The 19,503-nt window shown below is 49.2% G+C and carries 17 protein-coding genes; 6 read left to right on the top strand and 11 right to left on the bottom strand.

What is annotated here, in order from left to right; translation table 11 throughout:
• Nucleotide 1 precedes the first annotated feature (1 nt).
• Nucleotides 2-1,102 carry a quinone-dependent dihydroorotate dehydrogenase gene (locus tag BLW29_RS07545; RefSeq protein ID WP_090977870.1) on the bottom strand — a complete coding sequence of 367 codons (1,101 nt, stop codon included), beginning with the start codon at nt 1,100-1,102 and terminating at the stop codon, nt 2-4.
• Between BLW29_RS07545 and BLW29_RS07540 the strand changes: the two genes are divergently transcribed.
• Complete coding sequence (locus BLW29_RS07540) at nt 1,080-1,439, top strand: hypothetical protein (RefSeq protein ID WP_143044364.1); 360 nt, start codon at nt 1,080-1,082, stop codon at nt 1,437-1,439. The two genes, BLW29_RS07545 and BLW29_RS07540, sit on opposite strands and share 23 nt — an antisense overlap.
• Here the strand turns inward: BLW29_RS07540 and BLW29_RS07535 are convergent.
• The 6 genes from BLW29_RS07535 to BLW29_RS07510 form a co-directional block, all read right to left on the bottom strand.
• Nucleotides 1,436-2,848 (bottom strand): L,D-transpeptidase, encoded by a 1,413-nt coding sequence (locus tag BLW29_RS07535; protein WP_090977866.1) that lies wholly within the window; start codon nt 2,846-2,848, stop codon nt 1,436-1,438. The two genes, BLW29_RS07540 and BLW29_RS07535, sit on opposite strands and share 4 nt — an antisense overlap.
• A 106-nt stretch (nt 2,849-2,954) precedes the next feature.
• Nucleotides 2,955-4,550, bottom strand: a complete 1,596-nt coding sequence (locus tag BLW29_RS07530) for a stalk domain-containing protein (RefSeq protein ID WP_090977864.1) — start codon at nt 4,548-4,550, stop codon at nt 2,955-2,957.
• Nucleotides 4,551-4,570: 20 nt separating this feature from the next.
• Nucleotides 4,571-6,457, bottom strand: coding sequence for a FecR family protein (locus BLW29_RS07525; protein ID WP_090977862.1), 1,887 nt, complete (start codon nt 6,455-6,457; stop codon nt 4,571-4,573).
• The gene (locus BLW29_RS07520; protein WP_090977860.1) at nt 6,454-8,379 is read right to left on the bottom strand and encodes an adenylate/guanylate cyclase domain-containing protein; all 1,926 of its coding nucleotides are present in this window, start codon (nt 8,377-8,379) and stop codon (nt 6,454-6,456) included. Before BLW29_RS07520 ends, BLW29_RS07525 begins: the two co-directional genes overlap by 4 nt.
• A gap of 169 nt (nt 8,380-8,548) precedes the next feature.
• Entirely contained in the window at nt 8,549-8,785 is a 237-nt protein-coding gene (locus BLW29_RS07515) for a ferredoxin (RefSeq protein WP_090977858.1), read from the bottom strand.
• 66 nt (nt 8,786-8,851) lie between these two features.
• Entirely contained in the window at nt 8,852-10,138 is a 1,287-nt protein-coding gene (locus BLW29_RS07510; RefSeq protein WP_090977856.1) for a DNA polymerase IV, read from the bottom strand.
• Between the two features lie 181 nt (nt 10,139-10,319).
• Here BLW29_RS07510 and cimA point away from each other — a divergent pair, with 181 nt between their 5' ends.
• Complete coding sequence (gene cimA, locus BLW29_RS07505; RefSeq protein ID WP_090978430.1) at nt 10,320-11,936, top strand: citramalate synthase; 1,617 nt, start codon at nt 10,320-10,322, stop codon at nt 11,934-11,936.
• 68 nt (nt 11,937-12,004) lie between these two features.
• Here the strand turns inward: cimA and BLW29_RS07500 are convergent, their stop codons facing one another.
• Entirely contained in the window at nt 12,005-12,565 is a 561-nt protein-coding gene (locus tag BLW29_RS07500) for a TlpA family protein disulfide reductase (protein WP_090977854.1), read from the bottom strand.
• A gap of 136 nt (nt 12,566-12,701) precedes the next feature.
• Here BLW29_RS07500 and BLW29_RS07495 point away from each other — a divergent pair, with 136 nt between their 5' ends.
• Together BLW29_RS07495 and BLW29_RS07490 are read left to right on the top strand one after the other, a co-directional pair.
• A complete protein-coding gene (locus BLW29_RS07495; protein ID WP_090977852.1) occupies nt 12,702-14,009 on the top strand; it encodes an MFS transporter in 1,308 nt (435 codons plus the stop codon).
• A 45-nt stretch (nt 14,010-14,054) separates the two neighbouring features.
• Nucleotides 14,055-14,501: a M67 family metallopeptidase gene (locus BLW29_RS07490; RefSeq protein WP_177186526.1), complete on the top strand. Its 447-nt coding sequence runs from the start codon at nt 14,055-14,057 to the stop codon at nt 14,499-14,501.
• Here the strand turns inward: BLW29_RS07490 and BLW29_RS07485 are convergent.
• The 3 genes from BLW29_RS07485 to BLW29_RS07475 are packed head-to-tail and all read right to left on the bottom strand — an operon-like array spanning nt 14,475 to nt 17,726.
• The gene (locus BLW29_RS07485; RefSeq protein ID WP_090977848.1) at nt 14,475-15,209 is read right to left on the bottom strand and encodes an exonuclease domain-containing protein; all 735 of its coding nucleotides are present in this window, start codon (nt 15,207-15,209) and stop codon (nt 14,475-14,477) included. The two genes, BLW29_RS07490 and BLW29_RS07485, sit on opposite strands and share 27 nt — an antisense overlap.
• A gap of 18 nt (nt 15,210-15,227) precedes the next feature.
• Nucleotides 15,228-16,298, bottom strand: a complete 1,071-nt coding sequence (locus tag BLW29_RS07480) for a DUF294 nucleotidyltransferase-like domain-containing protein (RefSeq protein WP_090977846.1) — start codon at nt 16,296-16,298, stop codon at nt 15,228-15,230.
• Nucleotides 16,299-16,355: 57 nt separating this feature from the next.
• Nucleotides 16,356-17,726: an ammonium transporter gene (locus BLW29_RS07475; protein WP_371264687.1), complete on the bottom strand. Its 1,371-nt coding sequence runs from the start codon at nt 17,724-17,726 to the stop codon at nt 16,356-16,358.
• 403 nt (nt 17,727-18,129) lie between these two features.
• Here BLW29_RS07475 and BLW29_RS07470 point away from each other — a divergent pair, with 403 nt between their 5' ends.
• Together BLW29_RS07470 and BLW29_RS07465 are read left to right on the top strand one after the other, a co-directional pair.
• Nucleotides 18,130-18,570 (top strand): MerR family transcriptional regulator, encoded by a 441-nt coding sequence (locus tag BLW29_RS07470; protein ID WP_090977845.1) that lies wholly within the window; start codon nt 18,130-18,132, stop codon nt 18,568-18,570.
• A gap of 28 nt (nt 18,571-18,598) precedes the next feature.
• Nucleotides 18,599-19,279, top strand: coding sequence for a zinc metallopeptidase (locus BLW29_RS07465; protein WP_090977843.1), 681 nt, complete (start codon nt 18,599-18,601; stop codon nt 19,277-19,279).
• Nucleotides 19,280-19,503 lie beyond the last annotated feature (224 nt).

The raw sequence follows: 19,503 nt of genomic DNA, 5'->3' as shown, positions 1-19,503 counted from the left end.
TCTAAGACCGATGATCTGCTCCAACCGCTTCATGAATTGATTTAAATCCATCTCTGCGCAAGGCATCCTTTAGCCCGTCCGCAAGTTCACGCAGCAATTCCGGCCCTCGATAAATCAGTGCCGTATAGATTTCAACAAGACTTGCACCTGCGCGAATTTTATCGTATGCATCTGCAGCAGTAAAGATGCCGCCTGAACCAATAATAGGCAGTTTGCCGCCGGTTTGTCGATATACCTCGCGAATAACCTCCGTTGATCGGTCCTTCAACGGCTTTCCGCTTAGGCCGCCGGTTTCCTTAGCATTCAAATGCTGCAGGCCATCGCGGCTAATTGTCGTATTTGTTGCGATAATGCCGTTCACGCCGCTCGCTTTAATCGTATCGACTGTATAGCCGAGCTGCTCGTCCGTCATATCCGGTGCGATTTTGACCAGAACCGCCTTGCGAGTACCGCCGTTCTTCTTCGCTTGAACAGCCATTTCTTCCATTACGGTCGATAATAGAAGCCGCAATTCATCACCATGCTGCAGCGCCCGTAAATCCGGCGTGTTCGGTGAACTGATGTTGACGACAAAGAAGTCGCCATATGTATATAAGGCTTGCAAGCAAGCACGGTAATCCTCGTGAGCCAGTTCATTCGGTGTTGTTTTGTTTTTGCCTATGTTAACGGCTATCGGTATCCGTCTGTTCGTATCCTGTGCCAATCTTGCCGCCATCGCAGCTGCACCTTCATTATTGAAGCCCATTCGGTTAATCAACGCTTCATCGGAAGGAAGCCGGAACAAACGCGGGAGATCATTGCCGATCTGCCCTTTAGGAGTAACTGTACCTACCTCTGCAAATCCGAAGCCGATATTGGCAAACATATCGACAGCCTTTGCATTCTTATCCAGTCCTGCCGCAAGTCCAATCGGATGGGCAAAATGAAGGCCAAACAGATCGACTTCAAGCTCCTTAGCTTCCGGTACACCGTACATCCCACGCATCAGTGCCGGTATTCCCGGTACACGACTTGCGGTATGAAGACCATCTATGACCATATGATGGGCCTTCTCGGGGTCCATTCGAAAGAAATAAGGCTTGGCCAATTTTGAATACAACAACGCAACTCACTCCGTTCTTCGTGTTAGCTCTACCGAACAGTTTAACGTGTTAGAAGGGAAAAAGAAAGAGCCTGCCGCGGCTTTCCTGCGTGCAAGCCTCTTATTTACAAGCGGTGGAGTAGTTGAATCCAAACAAGAAAACGATTACAATATAGGTACAAACCCACTTAAAGTAAAAGAAAGGTTGATCCATGTGAGCCAAGCCAAGAAAAGACCCCCCATTATGAAGAGCAAGCCTAAGGAACAAATCAATAAGAAGGCGCTCGTGTGGATTGGTTCAATTTTCAGTGTTGTCGTCATCGTGATGGCCGTGCTGCTAATTCTTGATAATAATTAGGTTAACCAGCGATAAACAACAGCGGTGTTCGTCTCGTCCTGCACCGGCTTCAAGCGGAAACGCTCAGCAGCCGGAGTCGCAGCGCCGGGAAGAACATCGCTTTTTATTTCTACTTTTGTTCCGAGCGGCACCAGATCATACAGCTCCTCCAGATCCTTCTTGTTCATCCGCACGCAGCCATGCGATTCGTCCTTCCCGATACTATCCGGTTCATCCGTACCATGAATCGCATAAAGCGTATTGGAGAGCGTCATGCCCCGACTGCCAAATTCGCTGTCATCACGACCATTCGGATTTTTCACTTTCTCGCTGATGAAGAACGCTCCTAATGGTGTCTTCTTCCCACCAAGACCTACTGTATAGCTGCGTACAATAACATCGCCGGAAACAACGGCAAGCTGATGACTGTCCTTATCTACAATAATGGATAATGGTTCATCGGATAATCGCGTCTCAGAGGAACTTGAAGACGTGGATTGCAAGGCCGAAGTGGAATTAGAATTGGAGTCTCCGCTTCCTGCTTTCCCTTCCCCTGAATTCGCACCTATGCCTGCGGGTTTATCCGCTGTCCGTCCCTTCGCTGCCTGCAGCAGTTGAGGGAATAGCTTCTTCATCTGCGGAGAAGTTCCTGACAGAACATTGTTCGGATAGGAGCGCGTCAGATCATCCATACCGGCAGGCCAAGACTTCGTTCTTTCGTGATAGTGCGTAATCGCACTCGCCAGCGTCCAGCGCATTTCTTGCTCTTGGCTCCACTCTCCGTAAGCTTTGTAAGCTGCCGATGCATTTCCAGGCTGACAATCGCAGGTTTGACTGTCCAGGAGTCGGACTGCTGCAGCATCGGCTTTCCCATCCCGCTTCGCTTCAGCCAATATCCGCGTCTTCCCGGTCCATTTGCGCCATTTCCCGTCCTGCTGCAGCATAACCGCTAATCCTGCTTGCGAAGTATTCCCTTTGCCTGATAACAGTGTTCCCAGTGCATTCCCTAATGTTTCCTGCCCTGCGGGTTTAATGAAGAAAACGCCAAGCCCCTTCTCAGCAGTTGCCGCCGGATTTACAAGCTCCTTACCTTGATCTTGTTCTGCCTCATCCTTTGCCATGCCGAAGGGAGCCGCCAATATTAGCCCAAGGAATAGGACAGAAGCTACGGAGATGCGGGTCAAGAGCCGCCTATTCCTTCGTTTCTTGTTCCACTGCTCCAGAATTACGCTCGGATCAAGGGCCAGCTCATGCTGCTTGCGTTCATAGGCTTCATACACACTGCCCGACTGCAGGAAACAATAATTAGCCTTCTTGTCCTTGCCCTCTTCCATATATTGTTTGCCTAGTAGATACCACGCCATTCGGTTAGTTGGATGGTTCTGCACATAGCGCTTTAAATAGGATTTATCATTCTGATCCTCAAACATGAAGCTGAACCTCCGGTTATTCAAAATGTTGTAGCCACTATATCGGCAAAAAAAGCTGTACGGTTTGCACCGCACAGCTTTTTTGTGAAAATTTTAATGTACGATCTTAGAACTTCTTCTCACGCAGCAATACGGCCTGAGCATCGGATAACCATTGTACATCAAGCCCTAGCTCCTCCGCGAAGAAGCGGACAGGCAAGAATAATCGGCTGCCGGACGTGAATGTTGCTGAGCGAAGGGTTAATGTTTCAGCTGCTCCGCTTGAACGCTTCTTTACGATTTGAGCTGAACCGCTCTTCACCGTATAGCTGACGCCATTAAGCTCCAGAACAGCCGATCCACCTGCATATTTCACTTTGAAACCAAGCTTCTCCGTTAGCACCCGAAGCGGTACGAACGTTGTTCCGGCCTTTATGATCGGCGCTGCATCGGCGTCCAGCACGTTCTGATGATAGAGCAAATGGATGCTTCCATCTGCCTTCACTTGCTCCGGAACCGCATAGGGAACGACAACTCTTACCGTGTTGCTTCCTGCATCGGCAATGGCGAATGCGCCTTGCCCCATCCAAACCACATCAGTCGGCCGATTAAGCATCGCACTTCCCGCAAGTCCGCTGGTTCTGCCCTCTTCGCCAGGCGTACCCGCAACCGTAGTGACCACACCATGATTCAAATAACGGATAACATGATTAATCGAGTCCGCAATAAGCACGCCGCCCTCGGGCGTAACGGTCAGACCACGCGGTGTCTGGAACTTCGCACTCGCTGCCTTTCCATCCGCATACCCGCCTACGGAATAGGGGGCATTAACTTCGTATTTGGCAGCAGAACCCGTTACGCCACCTGCAACCGTTGTAACTGTCTGCGTTTTGAAATCGATATAACGAATGCGATTATTGCCTGTATCACTTACGTATAAATTACCTTTCGCATCTAACGCAAGGCCACTGGGTTCATTGAACTTCGCCTGACTGAGCGGACCGTCCGCATAATCCCCGACTCCTTCAACGACACCGGGAAAATACTCGACGATGCGAGTTGAAGCCGCGTTCAACGTCGTCACTTTACCATCTTTTATTTGACGAATAACATGATTTAGCGTGTCCGCCACATAAATAACACCTGCATTCGTAACGGCTACATCCAATGGATGATAGAAACGGGCTGCTTCACCAGTGCCATCGGCGGAACCCATTACGCCATTACCGGCAATCGTTATCACTTTACCCTCATTCGTGATTTTGCGAACTGCATTGTTCTCCGCATCCGCAACATAAACGGCTCCGCTCGCATCCTCAGCCAAACCTGACGGACGATTAAATGCGGCTTCTGCCGCGGAACCATCTAGCAAGCTTCCCATCGGCGAATGAAGCTCATCGTCTCCGATGTATATCCCGGCTGCCGTTGCTGTCTGCGAAGATGTTACAACGCGCAAATTCTGATTACGGGAATCTGCAACCAGAAAGGCATCCGCACCGGAATCGTATAACAGTGAGGTCGGTTCACGAAATGCAGCAGCGGCGGATTTGCCATTTGTCAATTCATAAGCACCTGTACCGGCTGCCGTATACACCTCATAAAGCGGTTTATTGCTAATCACGGTATCCGCCGTGGACGAAGCAGCATTTGCGCTGCCGCTGTATGAACCAAGCAGTACTGCCGCGGCAAGTGTCAGCGCAGCGGTTTTCTGTTTATTGATCATGAGATGCTTTTCCCCTTACGTTAATTATTGGCGGGTTTAACTTGGAGCGTTAACTCCGGTCCCTTAACCGTTGCCACCGGAACACCGGCCGCATCTACGGCGGTAATGGACTTGATCCGGAAATGAACCGGCGCGGCCATCGTATCTGGGCCAATCTCTTCATTAGAAGGCAGAATCGCTCTGACCAGGAACGGCAGCTTCAACACCGATGTGGCATTACTGATTTGAACCGAATCGCCTGAGAATTTCGCCACCGTATAAACTAACGTATTGCTCGTTTCGCCTTCCACGATCCGGAAGTCGTCTACACTATTTGCGCCTGATACTTGCTGACCTTCAGGCTCAACTACGAAGCCGCCTCCACCGGAACGGTAGCTCAGCGAAGTGGATACACCATCAAAGCTGCTCGTATTGAAAGCTGCGGTCAAGGAATCATATTCGATCTCAATCTGATACCCTTTGATTTTGCGAGAATCGCTGAAACCGCTAAATTCAAGTTCAAGATCTACGGCTCCGTTAGAACCCGATACGATGAGCGGCGAGGTCGCATATGCAGCTTGATTGAATTTCAACTTGGCCAGCGCATTCGTTGTGGTTGGACTACCGCTGTTATTGCTGCCTGTGTTATTTTCTTTAATCGGCGGTTTCTCGATCTCTCCGCGGCTTGTATTAAACTTATCCTGTTCAGCCTTAGTCAGCTTCTCGAAGTAGAGCAGCTCCAGCTTCTTGGTAAGCTCGTCCAACGCCTTCCGGTTCTCTTCGGCTAACTTCGCCTGCTGCTCTTTGGCCTTCTTTACGGCCGCTGCTAGTTTTTCCTTCTGTTCCTGAAGCTGCTTCTCTTTGGCTTCGCCCAGCTTCTTCTGTTTCTCTTCAAGTTCTTCAGCTGTTTTCTGCTTCAGCTTATCCGCATCGGATAACATCAGCTTTGCAGTTGTGTCCAGGTCTAGCAGCTTCTCTTTAGCGTCCTGGTTGATTTGATCAATTACGGTCTTATCGATCTTCTTCTGATCCACTGCTTCTGCAGCCAAAATCGACAGTAGGTTCGTTATATTGTTAGTCGCTGTCTGCAGATCCTCTGCCGATTTAATTGTGCCGCCGAAGTTATCTTTACTCGCTGGATCACCTATGCTGTCTTTCGCTTTCTTCAGCATTTCATCTTGCTCCTTGCGAATGTTAGCTGCGTCCTCAAGGATGGCTTTGATAATGTCCGGGGAAGCGTTATTAATGAATTTTGTAATATCCATAATGGAAACGGATGTCATCAGCCCTTCTCCGTCCGCAGTGTTTGCTTCATCTAGCTGCTCAGTCGGATACAAAGTGACGGTATCATCTTGCTCCGTCTCTCCATCTGCCTCAAGTCGAATTCCGCCTGTGATCGCCTCGATAACACCTGCTGCCAAGAACACGCTCGTCAAACCCGTTCTCGGATTGACGCCGACAAAGAACTGCGTTCCGCGCACGCCCATGATCGAGGTTGGCGTTTCCACTTCAAATTGATCATTCGCATTGGATACGGATTTCACTTTCACCCACAACGAGCCCGCCCACACGCTCATTTTGGTTTTGGTACCACTGGATTCCTTTAGTTTCGTAAATGTAACTTGTGAGCTTGGACCGATCGTAACGCTATCCTTATCTGCGTCATCGCTCGCCAGCTGGAGGACCACGTTTCCATCATTGCTTGTGGCAATTTGGTCGCCTTCATTTAAGCTCATGTTTTTGAACGCCGCGAATGGCTTGGCTCCGCCTGATTTAAGAACCGTAACGGTACCTTTCATTGAATTTACGATGGCTACGCGCATCACTTGAGCTGAAGCCTTACCGGCACCTGCAAAAAGCGATGCAGGCCCGAGCGCGAGCAGCAAGCATAGCATCGTGAGCAGCCTGCGGTGGTTGGTGCTGATCATGTTCCTACTCTCCCTTTCAGCTGATCATTCATGATCGCTTCATTATTCGTCGTATTCAATTCGGAATGTTCATCAGCCTCGCCTAACACTTCCGTAACTAGGACAGGCCGCTCTTTCCCCTTCACTTTCACTTCGCCTATGGATTGCGTAATGAACTTCCCATTCACCCGGGCGAGTGTTTCTTCACTGATCAGAATTTGCCCCGGCTTCGCGTTGGCTTCCAGTCGCGCCGCCAGATTGACGGTGTCCCCTATGGCCGTATAGTCAAGTCGCAGCATCTGAGAGCCGATATTGCCGACGACAGCGGGGCCGCTGTTTACGCCGACGCCGAAACGTACGGGAACACCGATCTCTCGCAGACATCGTTCTTCGAGCTCGGCCGATTGGCGCTTCATCTCTAATGCCGCTCGTACAGCGAGCTCAGGATGGTTCGGTTGCGAAATCGGTGCGCCAAAGATGGCCATGACACCGTCTCCGATAAACTTATCTAATGTACCGTTCCAATTGAACACGGCCTTCGTGCATATATCCAAGTATTCATTGAGCACTTGAATGACCTGCTCCGGCTCCAGCTTCTCGGACATTGGAGTAAATCCGCGAATGTCGACGAATATGACGCTGATGTCGCGGCGTTGACCGCCTACGGTCACTTCCTCACCCGAAGCGAGCATTTCATCCACGACCGTTCGCGGTACGAATCGGCCGAATATATTCGTGACTCGGCTGCGTTCTCTTCGTTCCGCAACATAATGGCTGACGACGGACCAGATAAAGACCGTTGTTAAGGCCAAGAACGGGTATGTAAACGTAATAAATAAGGATTTCAGCTGATAGAGCTCGATCCATGCCAATATAAGCACAACTGCAAGCACTCCATATACTGCAAACGCCTTGCGACCGGTAAACCGTTCAAACAATAGTGTGGATAAGAGTGTCAGCAGAATGATTAATACATAGTTCACAACGGGACTTGCTTTTGTTGAGAATTTACCGGCAACCAACGATTGAATCATATTCGCGTGAATCTCAACCCCGTACATCTTCAGCGTCGTGCTGAGCGGAGTTAAGTATTCGTCCTGCAAGCCGGCTGCGAATGGTCCGATCAGAACAACATCACCTTGATAGTAATCAGCCGGGATATTGCCTGACAGCACATCGAAGAAGGATTGCGAATCATATCCTGTTGCAAGGCTCATCTCTTCACGAGGCTCCGTGTAGAATTCCGTGGCGATCTGATTGCGACTGTCCGCCGGAATCCGCTGCTCCCCGCGATACCATTCTTTCTTTTCTTCATTCCATACGATCTGATGCTGTTGATCCAGTAAATAATTAGCCAACTTTACACTGAACGCCGGAACCACATGACCTTGATCATCCTTCAATCCGATCGTAAGCTTACGAACTGTACTGTCTTTATCCTGCAGGACGTTGATATGTCCTAGTTGTTCAGGCGCAGCTCCAATCGTCTCGGCAGGATAGGAAATCGATTCCGTCTCAAGCTCGCCGGCCTCATCTTGTCTAGCCTTGAAGTTAAATACGACAGGTAAAATGACATTGGGGTACTTCTTCATCGTCTCCGCCATCAGCTTATCGCTCTCCGGATCATTACCCGGCTCGGCCAGCACGACGTCCAGCGCGATTGCTTTGGCACCCGCTTCAGCTAGCATCGAGATTAGCTGTGCATAGAGTCCGCGATCCCATGGAAATTGTCCCAAATTGTCGAGTGAGGCTTGGTCGATTTTGATAAGCTTGATGTTCACATTCGGCGCACGATCCGCATCTGCTTTCTGCATGATCTTATCCTGCAAAACGGACTCTACCTGTCCCAGTGTGCCGCCTGTTCCCAAACTGCTTAGAAACGACCAGAACAAACAGATCAACAGCCCTACGGCTGTTGTCATCAACCACTTTCGCCTAAGCATATTTTCCCCCTAGTTCCGCAAAAATCAGTAAATTTTTCCTAGTAATCTTCCTTCTATTCTAGTTCACTTCCAGAAGATATGGCAATATAAACATGTCGAAACAACAAGAAAAATCCCAACTCTTGTCGAAACAAGAAATGGGATTATTCTTCATTCATATTTAGCAGAATTAGTTGTTAAATGCTGAGTCTGCGATTTTGATGGAATCTGTCGGGCAGCCGTCTGCCGCGTCTTGCAAATCATCATATAAATCCGATGGGATTTCTGTATTGCCGTGGTTACCGTCGTTGCCAAAAATAACCTCTGCTAGACCTTCATCGTCGTAGTCGTAAATGTCCGGTGCCGTTGCCCCGCATGCTCCGCAAGCAATGCACGTATCTTTCTCAACCCAAGTAAACTTCGACATCGTATTCCCTCCTATTAATTGTAAGCCAAGAAACTTACGATTGTGTGGTTTTTTAGCGAACAACCCTCACTCATCACTATATAACATATGCTCGTCAGTTTGCAAGGATGTCCCTCTAATTCGTTTGTTACGAATTAACGCCGAAGGATCGTCTCCAAGCATGCCCGCCGTAAGCACGGCGTCCTCTCCGAACTTATCGCGAAGCATATCCATAGCCTTTGTTAACGCAGCCTTGCGAGGCTGTTCTTTAAATTCGAACAAGTCTAGCTGAACGGCTGTTTCATCCTGCAAAGATAGATTCTGCAGCGTAATTCCCAGTAGTCTGACAGGCTCGCCGAGCGGCCAATGTTTATCGAATAGTTTACAAGCTTCTTTATGAATATCTGCAGCGGAATCTGTCGGTACCGGAAGCGTAATTGATCTGTTCACAGTAGTCATATCCGGTCTGCGGATGACGATTTGAATGGTGGAGGCCATCATCTTCTGATGCCGCATTCTTCGCCCGGTTTGGTCCGCCAAATTCAGCAGGATACGATGCACTTCCGAGCGGTCCTTCACATCCTTGGGCAGTGTTGTCGTATGGCCGACGGATTTGTTCCGTTCTCTGGCAGCATTAACCGGTGCATGATCATACCCGTGCGATGCGGACTTCATCCATGAACCGAGTACGCCAAAATGCTTCGTCAGCATGACTTCATCGGCTTCCGCCAGTTGTCCGATCGTGCGTATATTCAGTTTCAATAGTTTGTCTGCCGTCTTCCTGCCGATACCGAACAGCGAGTCACAGGGTTTATCCCACAACAGCTTCGGAACGTCGCGAATACGCAGCACGGTGAACCCGTTAGGCTTCTGCATATCGGAGGCCATCTTAGCCAGCAGTTTATTCGGCGCTACGCCTACTGAGCATGGCAGGTTCCATTCATTACGGATACGATCCTGAATGGCATGGGCGATATCCAGCGGTTCTCCGAATGCGGAGGAGCCTGTAATATCCATATAACACTCATCGATGGACATCGCTTCAACCAAAGGCGTGTATTGCCTGGCGATCGACATAAACCCGCGCGAATAAGTGCGGTACAGATCGAAATCAGGGCGAATGAGAATCAAATCCGGGCAGCGGCGCATGCCTTCGCGAACCGTCATCCCCGTCTTCACGCCTTGCTTGCGGGCCGCATAGGAAGAAGTGACAATAATACCTTTGCGCAGCTCCACACTGCCGGCAACTGCCGTAGGCTTTCCTTTATATAGATGCGGTTCTTCCGCTTCATGTACAGAGCAATAGAATGCATTCATATCTAGGTGCAGGATAATACGGTTCTTGGCAGCTGCTTTCTGATGATCCGTGGACATTACTGACCTCCTCCTATTCCGCAACATATGCTTCTAACCCAGCATACATTTGCCGATAGAGCCAGTCAACTTGCGGCTTCACAGCAGCCGCAACCCAACATTTACGCACTGGACAAGTAATGCTATAATAAAAAATTATGACTACGCATAGGATTAGTAGTGAAGGGGGCTTCTGAAAATGATGGCAAACACAATCTCCATTTTCGACACTACGCTGAGAGACGGCACGCAAGGCGAAGGAATCAGCCTCTCCGCAGACGACAAAATAAAAATTGCCCAGAAGCTTGATTTACTTGGCGTTCATTATATTGAAGGCGGAAATCCAGGCAGCAACAGCAAGGATATCGAGTTCTTTCAACGTGTCAAGCATTTGAAGCTGGGGGCTAAGATCACCGCCTTCGGCAGCACAAGGCGCAAGAATTCATTGGCAGAGCAAGATAGCAGCCTGCTGCGCATTGTCGAGTCCGGTGTTCCTGCTGCTACGCTGGTCGGCAAGTCATGGGATTTCCATGTACATACCGCTCTGCAGACGACGCTTGAAGAGAACCTGGCCATGATTTACGATTCCTTTGCTTTCCTTAAACGCAATGACGTTGAAGCGATCTTCGATGCGGAGCATTTCTTTGACGGGTACAAGCATAACCCTGAATATGCACTCTCCGTCCTGCGCAAAGCGCAAGATGCAGGCGCGGATTGGATCGTGCTTTGCGACACGAACGGCGGCACATTGCCTTCCGAAGTGCATGATATCGTGACACGCATCCGAATGGAGCTTAACGCCCCGATCGGTATTCATACGCACAACGACTGCGAGCTTGCCGTAGCTAACACTTTAGCTGCTGTACAAGCAGGTGCCCGTCAGGTGCAAGGAACCATTAACGGTTACGGCGAACGCTGCGGTAACGCGAATCTGTGCTCAATCATCCCGAATCTTCAAATCAAAATGAATTATCGCTGCGTAAGTGACGATCAGCTTCAGTCCCTTACGAAAACAGCCCGCTACATTAGCGAGATCGCGAATGTTCACATGCCTGTTGCACAGCCTTACGTCGGTAACGCTGCTTTCGCACATAAAGGCGGCATTCACGTTTCCGCGATCATGAAAGACTCTAAGACGTACGAGCATATTCGCCCTGAGCTGGTTGGCAACAAGCAGCGCGTACTCGTCTCTGAGCTTGCCGGTCAAAGCAATATCATCTCCAAGGCGCAGGAGCTCGGACTTGATATTAACGCCAACAACGACAAAACCAAACAAATCATGGAACGAATCAAGGACCTTGAGCATCAAGGCTATCAATTCGAAGGTGCTGATGCATCGCTCGAGCTGCTGCTGCGTGATGCCTTCGGCGAAATGAAAGAAATTTTCAAGCTGGAATCTCTTAAAATGATCGTGGAGAAAACAAACGGCAGCGGAATGAATGCCGAAGCGATCGTCAAAGTGAACGTTGACGGCCAAACCGTCTATATGGCGGCTGAAGGCAATGGTCCGGTTAATGCACTTAACAATGCGCTTCGCAAATCACTGGAGCAGTTCTACCCGAGCATAAACGACTTCCACCTCTCCGACTATAAAGTTCGGGTCATCGATGAGAAGGACGCAACGGCTGCTAAAGTCCGTGTCTTAATGGAATCCACCGACTTCAAGAACACTTGGAACACGGTCGGCGTCTCGAACAACGTCATTGAAGCGAGCTGGGAAGCACTGGTCGACAGCATCCGTTACGCACTGCTCAATATGTCCAAGATCGATAATGCCATGGATGAGCCTCGCGAACAGTTCGGCTTGGTTAATCACTAAACGGCAAGAACGCCGTATCCGCCATAATTGGCGGATACGGCGTTCTTTATTTTACGCTGCGGTTGTAGTTATGTGCCTGTATGCTGCTCTTCTTGAACATCGATCCATTTGTCGATAATCGCTTCCCACTTGCTCTTGGAGATAACCCCGCCTACCCGCTCTCTCACAATCCCGTTGCTGTCAATCAAGAGGGTCGTAGGGAACGTGTTCACTTTGTACAAGTCAGTAGCTTTGCCGTCCCGATCCATCAGAATGGGGAATTTAAGCTTCTGCTCTGTCACAAACTCTCTTGCCTGACGCTCTTTATCCAAGCTAGTTGCATTAATGCCGTAGAGCTCCAGCTTATCGCCGTACTTCTCCGACAGCGCCTGCATATCAGGCGCCTCCATCTCGCAAGGCCAGCACCATGAAGCCCAGAAATTCACCATAAGCAGTTTCTCGCGTTTACCGCCGATTGGTGTTACCTGATCCGTTAAGTCAGGAAGCTCAAGTGTAGGGGCCGTGTAGCCCGGCTTGGGCAGCATGTCACTGGAAGCGGCAAGCGCTTCGTTATGTTTGCCTCTATTTTGGTAGACTGCGGCACCGGCCAATACCAGCACGATGACGATCAGCACGATCGAACGTTTCATCCTTGCGCCTTCTTTCTTCTATGCAATATCTGTTTCGGACAACCTCCCTACATGTTACCACGCTTGGGAATGGATGCTCAAGTTCGTGGGAACATTACCGTCGAGATGACACAATTTCGCCATGGGAGCTGTTCTTATGAAGCAAGCAACAAAATCCGGATGGGCTGCAGGAAACCCCGGCAAGCTGCGCACAAGCGGTTCGAGCGGCGGCAGCAAGAATAAGGCTGGTCAAGGTGAACAGGGCAAGGGCAAATGGCTGCAATACTGCGCGCTCGCAACCGTCCCGCTCGTCCTTGTATTAGGCAACTCCATGCTCGTCCCGATCTTGCCGGATATGGAGAAGGAGCTTGGCATTTCAGGATTTCAAGCAAGTCTTGTCATTACGTTGTTTTCGGTGGCAGCCGGTCTCATCATCCCGATCTCCGGATACTTATCGGATCGTTTCACGCGTAAAGCCGTCATTTTGCCTTCTCTTGCACTCTATGGAATAGCAGGGATAGTTGCAGGCATCGGAGCCGTCATGCATGCCTATTGGCTGCTTATTGCTGCACGTGCGCTTCAAGGAATAGGCGCTGCCGGCACTTCCCCAATCGCAATGGCACTTGTAGGCGACATGTACAAGGACGGCAGTGAAAGCGAAGCTTTAGGACTCATTGAGGCTTCGAACGGCGCAGGTAAAGTCGTAAGCCCGATCATTGGATCGCTGCTCGCCTTAATGGCTTGGTACGCCCCTTTGTTCGCTTTTCCGTTATTCTGTGCAGGATCATTCTTCGCCATGATGTTCTTAATTAAAGAACCGTCCAAAACAAAAAAAGAAAAAACACCGGTTAAGCAGTATATTGCGGGTATCGCAAAGGTTTTCAAAGAAAAGGGGCGCTGGCTCATCTCTGCGTTCATATCCGGTTCATTGGGTCTCTTTATTCTGTTCGGAGTCCTGTTCCGGTTGTCCGATGTCCTTGAAGAAGCTCCGTACAATATAGACGGTGTAGCCAAGGGCGGCGTTCTGGCGATCCCGCTCCTGTTCCTAGTGATTACAGCTTACTTGACCGGACGCAAAATCAAAAACAACGGCGCTCTCATGCGCCGGCTCATGATCATCGGCTTAGCCGTGATGGGCTCGGCATTGGCCGCGGCCGCTTTCATCCACAACAGTGTGTATGCGTTAATCGGCTTCGCAGCGCTCAGCAGCGCCGGCACCGGACTATTGCTTCCCTGTTTGAATACGCTCATTACCGGCTCCGTAGATCGCGAACATCGGGGGATGGTCACCTCCCTCTACAGCAGCTTGCGTTTCTTCGGTGTCGCCTTCGGACCTCCTTTATTCGGCTGGCTGGCCAAACGTTCCGATACGCTGCTCTACAGCGTTGTCGCGGTTCTCTCTTTAGGTGCCCTGCTCATTATAATTTTCTTCGTTCATCCACCGAAGACAGCTGGTGATGCGTAGTATAATGGGACAATGACCTTCGAAACGAAAAGAGGCATTGTCAATATGAACGAAGTGACAATTACATCCCATGCTTATCAATCCCTTATAGAAATCTGCCTCAGAGCATTACCAGAGGAGGCATGCGGGATACTGACCGGCACCGGTACAATACGGCGAGCACAGCCGCCTAATGTCACCGTAACAGGTATCCAAGCCATTCGTAATCGATCGCAACAGCCGCACAATCGGTTCGCTTTCGATCCCAAGGAGTGGATTCAAGCCTATTACAGCATGCAAAAAAACCGACAATCGCTTGTCGGCTACTTTCACTCTCACCCATCGACCATGCCGATTCCAAGCACTGCGGATTGGAATGGTCTCCACGCGGCGGCACACGGCATCAACTATTGGATTGTTTCGCTCCAACAGGCGGACAAGCCGCTCATTCAGCCCTATTGGGCCGAGAACGGCCGCTTCACCCCATTAATGCTGACTAAGATAAGCATATAAGTCCTCAAGCGTAATTACATTTCGATCATGCATCTGCTGCAGATAATGGATCCACAGCTTAGCTGTCATAAGGGAATCCTCCAGCGCATGATGCCGCTGCGTGATTTCAATTCCGCTTAATGTCAGCATGTCGTCCAAGTTATACGTGAGCCGATTGGGCTGCAGCCATTTCGCGACCAGCATGGTATCAAGCACGCGATGAGTCAGATTGACTTTCGAAGTGCGCCATAGCGCCGCATTCAGAAACTGCTTGTCATGGCCGCTGGCATGCGCGATTAGCAATCTTTTGCCGACGAATTCCATGAAATCATGAAGCACCTGCATCAAATCCGGCGCATCCTGGGCCATTTCATTCGTAATTCCGGTTAACTCCGTGATATGCTTGGGCACTTTTCGTTTAGGATTAACCAAGCTGTAGAATGTTCCGCCTTCTACAAGCTGATCTCCTTTCACGAGCACAGCGCCAACCGATAGGATCTCATCCCCGTTCGTCGGATAGAATCCGGTCGTCTCCAGATCAAAGACAACGACCTCCATCTCTTGCAGCGGCTGGTCCATAATCGATTCCTTGCGCTGCTCCTTTGACATCGAACGGATAAAGGCCATTTGCTGTGCGTTTTGAGCGCCCATCATCGAAGCAATCGCCGGTGTAATTCCGCCCATTTTGTATAAATGCCACATCCTGCCTACACTTTTTTGCTCCTTCATGGTTCTCCCTCCGCTGCCCTAGAGCCTACCCGTCGTCTGCTTATGAACGAAGCGTTGCAGCTTCTTTACTCCCTTGAGTCCGGATTTCAGCTCATCGATTAATGCCTTTGTCAGCTTCACTTGCGGCAGCTTGCCATTGTTCGTATAAAGCCCATCTTCCCGTTTCTCTGTACTCATTAGCCGAAGACGCATGAACAAACGAAAAATCCCGGAATACAGGACGCACTCTTCTTCGGTTAAGACGGCTAACTGACGCAACCGGTTTATCCGCGCAAGTGTCGACGTTTCTCTCACGCCTGCTTGAATGCTTAACAATCGCATCGCATTCACCATTGGAATATAAGCACCGTATTTCAGATCCAAACTGCCGGCGTCTGTGCCGTATTGTTCTTTAAGCAGCTGACCGAATACGCCTATCAACACCTTATGACGCATCGTATTATTAAGCATGTGATGCACGATAACACGGTGATTTAACATATCGGAATAATAATGATCCTTCATCGCTTGAAGCAGCCGGTTCTGACCATAGATGATTCGGCTGTCAGCTATTATGAGAAGATACCTGACATTCTCCCAATCCGGATCCTCGAACCAACCGTCCAACTTCGCTTTCCACTGCGAGAGTGATTGGCACCAGTTCGGATTAGAGCTGATTACCTCTCCTTCGCATGGCGGATAACCGAGCTTCTGAAGCATATCAACAATCGTTTCGGCGAAGATATGAAAATAAGCCGTTACTCGCTCACGCTTCGATTCTTCCTCCGGATCGTCGTAAATCATGCCGCTGTCTTGGTCGCTAGACAGCGTTTGTTCCGCCCTGCCTCCGCTGCCGAACAATAAATACGCGTATGGCACGGGTGGGGAACCGTGCCCCAGCCGTGCCATTTGCGCTTCTGATAATGAGATCGCCCGACGGATTAACGCATCATGTACCTCATTCAGATCCGTATTAAATTGTTCAATCGGCTGCTTCATATGCAGAGCTTCCATTCGCTCGTGGATTTGATCCCGCAAGCCGCGCAGCGTCACCACATCATCGGAAGTCCCGATGCGTGTAAGCAGCTTCGCACGAACCGGATCGCTCATGCTGTGCTCACCCCTATGTCAGTATATCGAACAACTTATTTAGGCTGTTTTTGCTGCTTACATGTTTTGTTGTGCTTTTTTCATTTGCTCCGGGTAACCGAAAGTACCATGCTCGGAAAGGTCAAGACCGATAATTTCTTGCTCTTCCGTGACACGAAGGCCCATTACGACTTTCATGATTCCAAGCAATACGAAGGAAACGAGGAGGACGTAGCCGCCGCACACGAGTACGGATTCAAGCTGTACCCACATTTGATGCCAGTTGCCTGTGTCGATAATACCGCCTTTACCAACGTTAAGCTTCGTTGCCAGTTCATCCGTTGCAAAGATACCATTCGCCAGCGTACCCCAAACCCCTGCTGCACCGTGAACAGAAAGTGCATAGATTGGATCGTCGACTTTGATTTTCTCGAAGAACTTAGCGCTGAAGAATACGAGTACGCCTGCAAGCAAACCGATTACTACAGCTGCCCAAGGATCTACGAACGCACAGCTTGCAGTGATGGCAACAAGACCGGCAAGAGCACCGTTCAATGTTGTAGGAATATCCGCTTTGCCGTTTACAAGCCAGGAGATCAGAAGTGCCGCTACTGCGCCGCCCGCTGCGCCGAGCTGCGTGTTGAATGCAACGTAACCGAAGAAGCCGTCGCCTACACCAAGTGCACTACCTGCGTTAAAGCCAAACCAGCCAACCCATAGTATAAGTACGGACAAAGCTCCAAATACTTGGTTATGACCAAGAATTTCATTTGCCGAGCCGTCTTTATTGAAGCGACCGATACGCGGCTTCAGAAGTACGGTTGCGGCAAAGGCTGCAAGCGCACCGGTTAAATGAACGACTGTGGAGCCGGCATAGTCTTGCGCGCCTTCAGCGAACAACCAGCCAGATGGGCTCCAAATCCAGTGAGCAACGACCGGATAGATAAGTGCGGTGAACAATACGGTAAAGACGAGGTATGCGGATAGCTTAGCGCGTTCTGCGAAACCGCCCCATGCGATAGAAAGCGATACTGCTGCGAAAGCTAATTGGAATACGAAGAAGATTGTAGAAGGAAGTGCTTCGCCTTCTGCTGCCGATACTGCAGGAGCGAATAAATAGCTGCCCCATCCAATAAACTTGCTGATTGAATTCTCAGCGTTATCTGCACCGAAAGCAAAAGCATAACCTACAGCCCAGTAAACCAAGGTACAAAGTCCCAATGTGAAGATTGTTTTACCGGCAATATGCCCGGCATTCTTCATGCGTGTCGAACCGGATTCAAGAAGAATAAATCCACCTTGCATCAAGATTACCAACACTGCTGCGACCATAACCCAAATCGAGTTCAACCCCATGTTCAGTGTTCCTGCAGACGGGTCGTCTGCGAAAGCCATTGCTGGAAATAACAACATAAGAGCACCTAAAGACAAAATCAACTTTTTGACCACTACGACCACTCCCTAATGTAATGTTTCTTGACATGCTAGGAAAGACTTAATGTCATTATAGTCAGAAGTACCACTTTTGACAATACAGTTTTTTCATTTTCTCGAAAAAAATCTAACATTCGCTTCTTCGAATGAATCGAATGTTAAGTTTTTTCACAATTTTAACACCGAAACGGCCTTTTTACCGCTTCATTCTTCGCGTTTTGAACGTTTTTCTCTCCTATTCTATGTCGGACTCTTCCTTTAAATTACGAAAAACCTATCTAGTAGCTAAGTCTCATGTTAGGTTTCATACTAACAAAATTCGTCAAAGCATTACGTTTGACTGTATGGTTATAGATTCTGTATCATAGGTACTAGAAGAATAAACGCTTATACCCGTTTAAAGAGAGAGGTGATTCCATTGTCCGAACATGCGCTGCACCGGATCGGTGAATTATCGAAGTTAGCCGGCGTAAGTCCACGTACAATCGATTTCTACACATCAATGGGTCTGATTGAACCCGAACGGCGCTCAGCCAAAAATTATCGTCTCTATAGTGATGAAACCTTGAATCGGCTCAAACGTATAGTACAGTTGAAGAAAGACAAATATACGCTCGATGAAATCAAGGCTAATTTGGCAGTTTGGCGCAAAGTTTCTACTGAGGATCAAGTATCTGGCAGGCTGATGGATCTCCAGCTTCATCTAGAACAGCTGCAACGTGAAGTCCAGGAGATTGAACCCGTCCTGAACCAATTGAAGCCCCAGCAGGCCAAGCAGGTGTTTAAACGGCTCGCGCCCCAAACAGCTGCATGCGTTGAAGCCTTAATGCTTCTCATTAACAAAGGCGGCTTAATGTAGGATTTCAACACTAATGGAGGGAACTATTATGTTTTTTCACCCAATGGATTTTCTAATCATCATCGCCTTCATTTTATCGTTATGGGCACAATTCAGAGTTCGCGGCACATTTAATCGCTGGTCAGAGGTTCCGATCAACAGCGGTCTTACCGGTTATCAGGCCGCTAGGATGATGCTCGATCGCAATGGACTGCATGATGTACCGGTTGAACCGGTTCCAGGAACGCTTTCTGACCACTACGACCCGATTCATCGCACTGTAAGGCTGTCAGAGCCGGTTTACTACGAGAATTCAATCTCAGCGGTTTCTGTGGCCTGTCACGAGGTCGGCCATGCAATTCAGCATAGCGTGCATTACCCGATGCTGACACTGCGACACAAAATTTTCCCAGTCGTTAACATCGCTTCAGGCATAGCACCTTTCTTGTTAATCGCCGGTTTTCTGTTTCAAGCCACAGGATTGATCGGACTTGGCATCTTGTTCTTCTCTTGTGCGGTTGCCTTCCAGCTCGTCACACTGCCTGTAGAGTTTAATGCAAGTAGTCGTGCTCGTGAAATCATGATCTCGGAAGGTTTCATTACGAACGAAGAAGAACGCGGGGTAGCGAAAGTCCTCAATGCCGCAGCATTGACGTATGTCGCAGCAGCATTGATTTCATTGCTTGAGTTGGTCAAGTACATTATGATCTTCACGCAAAGCCGAGATTGAAATAACAGGTTGAAATCGTAAAGAGGCGGGGATGCAATCCCCGCCTCTTTCAGGCTGTCGAGAAAGTCTCGACAGCCTTTGTTATATCCTCATAATTTAACACGACACCGCGTTAATATAGTATAATACAAGTAACAAATAACAAACGGATGGTGTTGTAAAATGCTACGTTCAAATCGGGATAAACAACAGAATTACGAGTTCGTTTCCATAGAAGATCTAGT

This window comes from Paenibacillus sp. CF384, from assembly GCF_900106745.1.
In the GTDB taxonomy this organism is placed as follows: Bacteria; Bacillota; Bacilli; order Paenibacillales; family Paenibacillaceae; genus Paenibacillus_Z.
This window is presented reverse-complemented; position numbering and strand designations above follow the sequence as displayed.

Excerpts from the sequence above, each read along its gene's own strand:
- BLW29_RS07490 (WP_177186526.1), top strand. The coding sequence starts at position 14,055 with ATGAACGAAGTGACAATTACATCCCATGCTTATCAATCCCTTATAGAA.
- BLW29_RS07515 (WP_090977858.1), bottom strand. The coding sequence starts at position 8,785 with ATGTCGAAGTTTACTTGGGTTGAGAAAGATACGTGCATTGCTTGCGGA.
- BLW29_RS07480 (WP_090977846.1), bottom strand. The coding sequence starts at position 16,298 with ATGAGCGATCCGGTTCGTGCGAAGCTGCTTACACGCATCGGGACTTCC.
- BLW29_RS07485 (WP_090977848.1), bottom strand. The coding sequence starts at position 15,209 with ATGAAGGAGCAAAAAAGTGTAGGCAGGATGTGGCATTTATACAAAATG.
- BLW29_RS07530 (WP_090977864.1), bottom strand. The coding sequence starts at position 4,550 with ATGATCAATAAACAGAAAACCGCTGCGCTGACACTTGCCGCGGCAGTA.
- BLW29_RS07535 (WP_090977866.1), bottom strand. The coding sequence starts at position 2,848 with ATGTTTGAGGATCAGAATGATAAATCCTATTTAAAGCGCTATGTGCAG.
- BLW29_RS07525 (WP_090977862.1), bottom strand. The coding sequence starts at position 6,457 with ATGATCAGCACCAACCACCGCAGGCTGCTCACGATGCTATGCTTGCTG.
- BLW29_RS07500 (WP_090977854.1), bottom strand. The coding sequence starts at position 12,565 with ATGAAACGTTCGATCGTGCTGATCGTCATCGTGCTGGTATTGGCCGGT.
- BLW29_RS07465 (WP_090977843.1), top strand. The coding sequence starts at position 18,599 with ATGTTTTTTCACCCAATGGATTTTCTAATCATCATCGCCTTCATTTTA.
- BLW29_RS07510 (WP_090977856.1), bottom strand. The coding sequence starts at position 10,138 with ATGTCCACGGATCATCAGAAAGCAGCTGCCAAGAACCGTATTATCCTG.
- BLW29_RS07495 (WP_090977852.1), top strand. The coding sequence starts at position 12,702 with ATGAAGCAAGCAACAAAATCCGGATGGGCTGCAGGAAACCCCGGCAAG.
- cimA (WP_090978430.1), top strand. The coding sequence starts at position 10,320 with ATGGCAAACACAATCTCCATTTTCGACACTACGCTGAGAGACGGCACG.
- BLW29_RS07520 (WP_090977860.1), bottom strand. The coding sequence starts at position 8,379 with ATGCTTAGGCGAAAGTGGTTGATGACAACAGCCGTAGGGCTGTTGATC.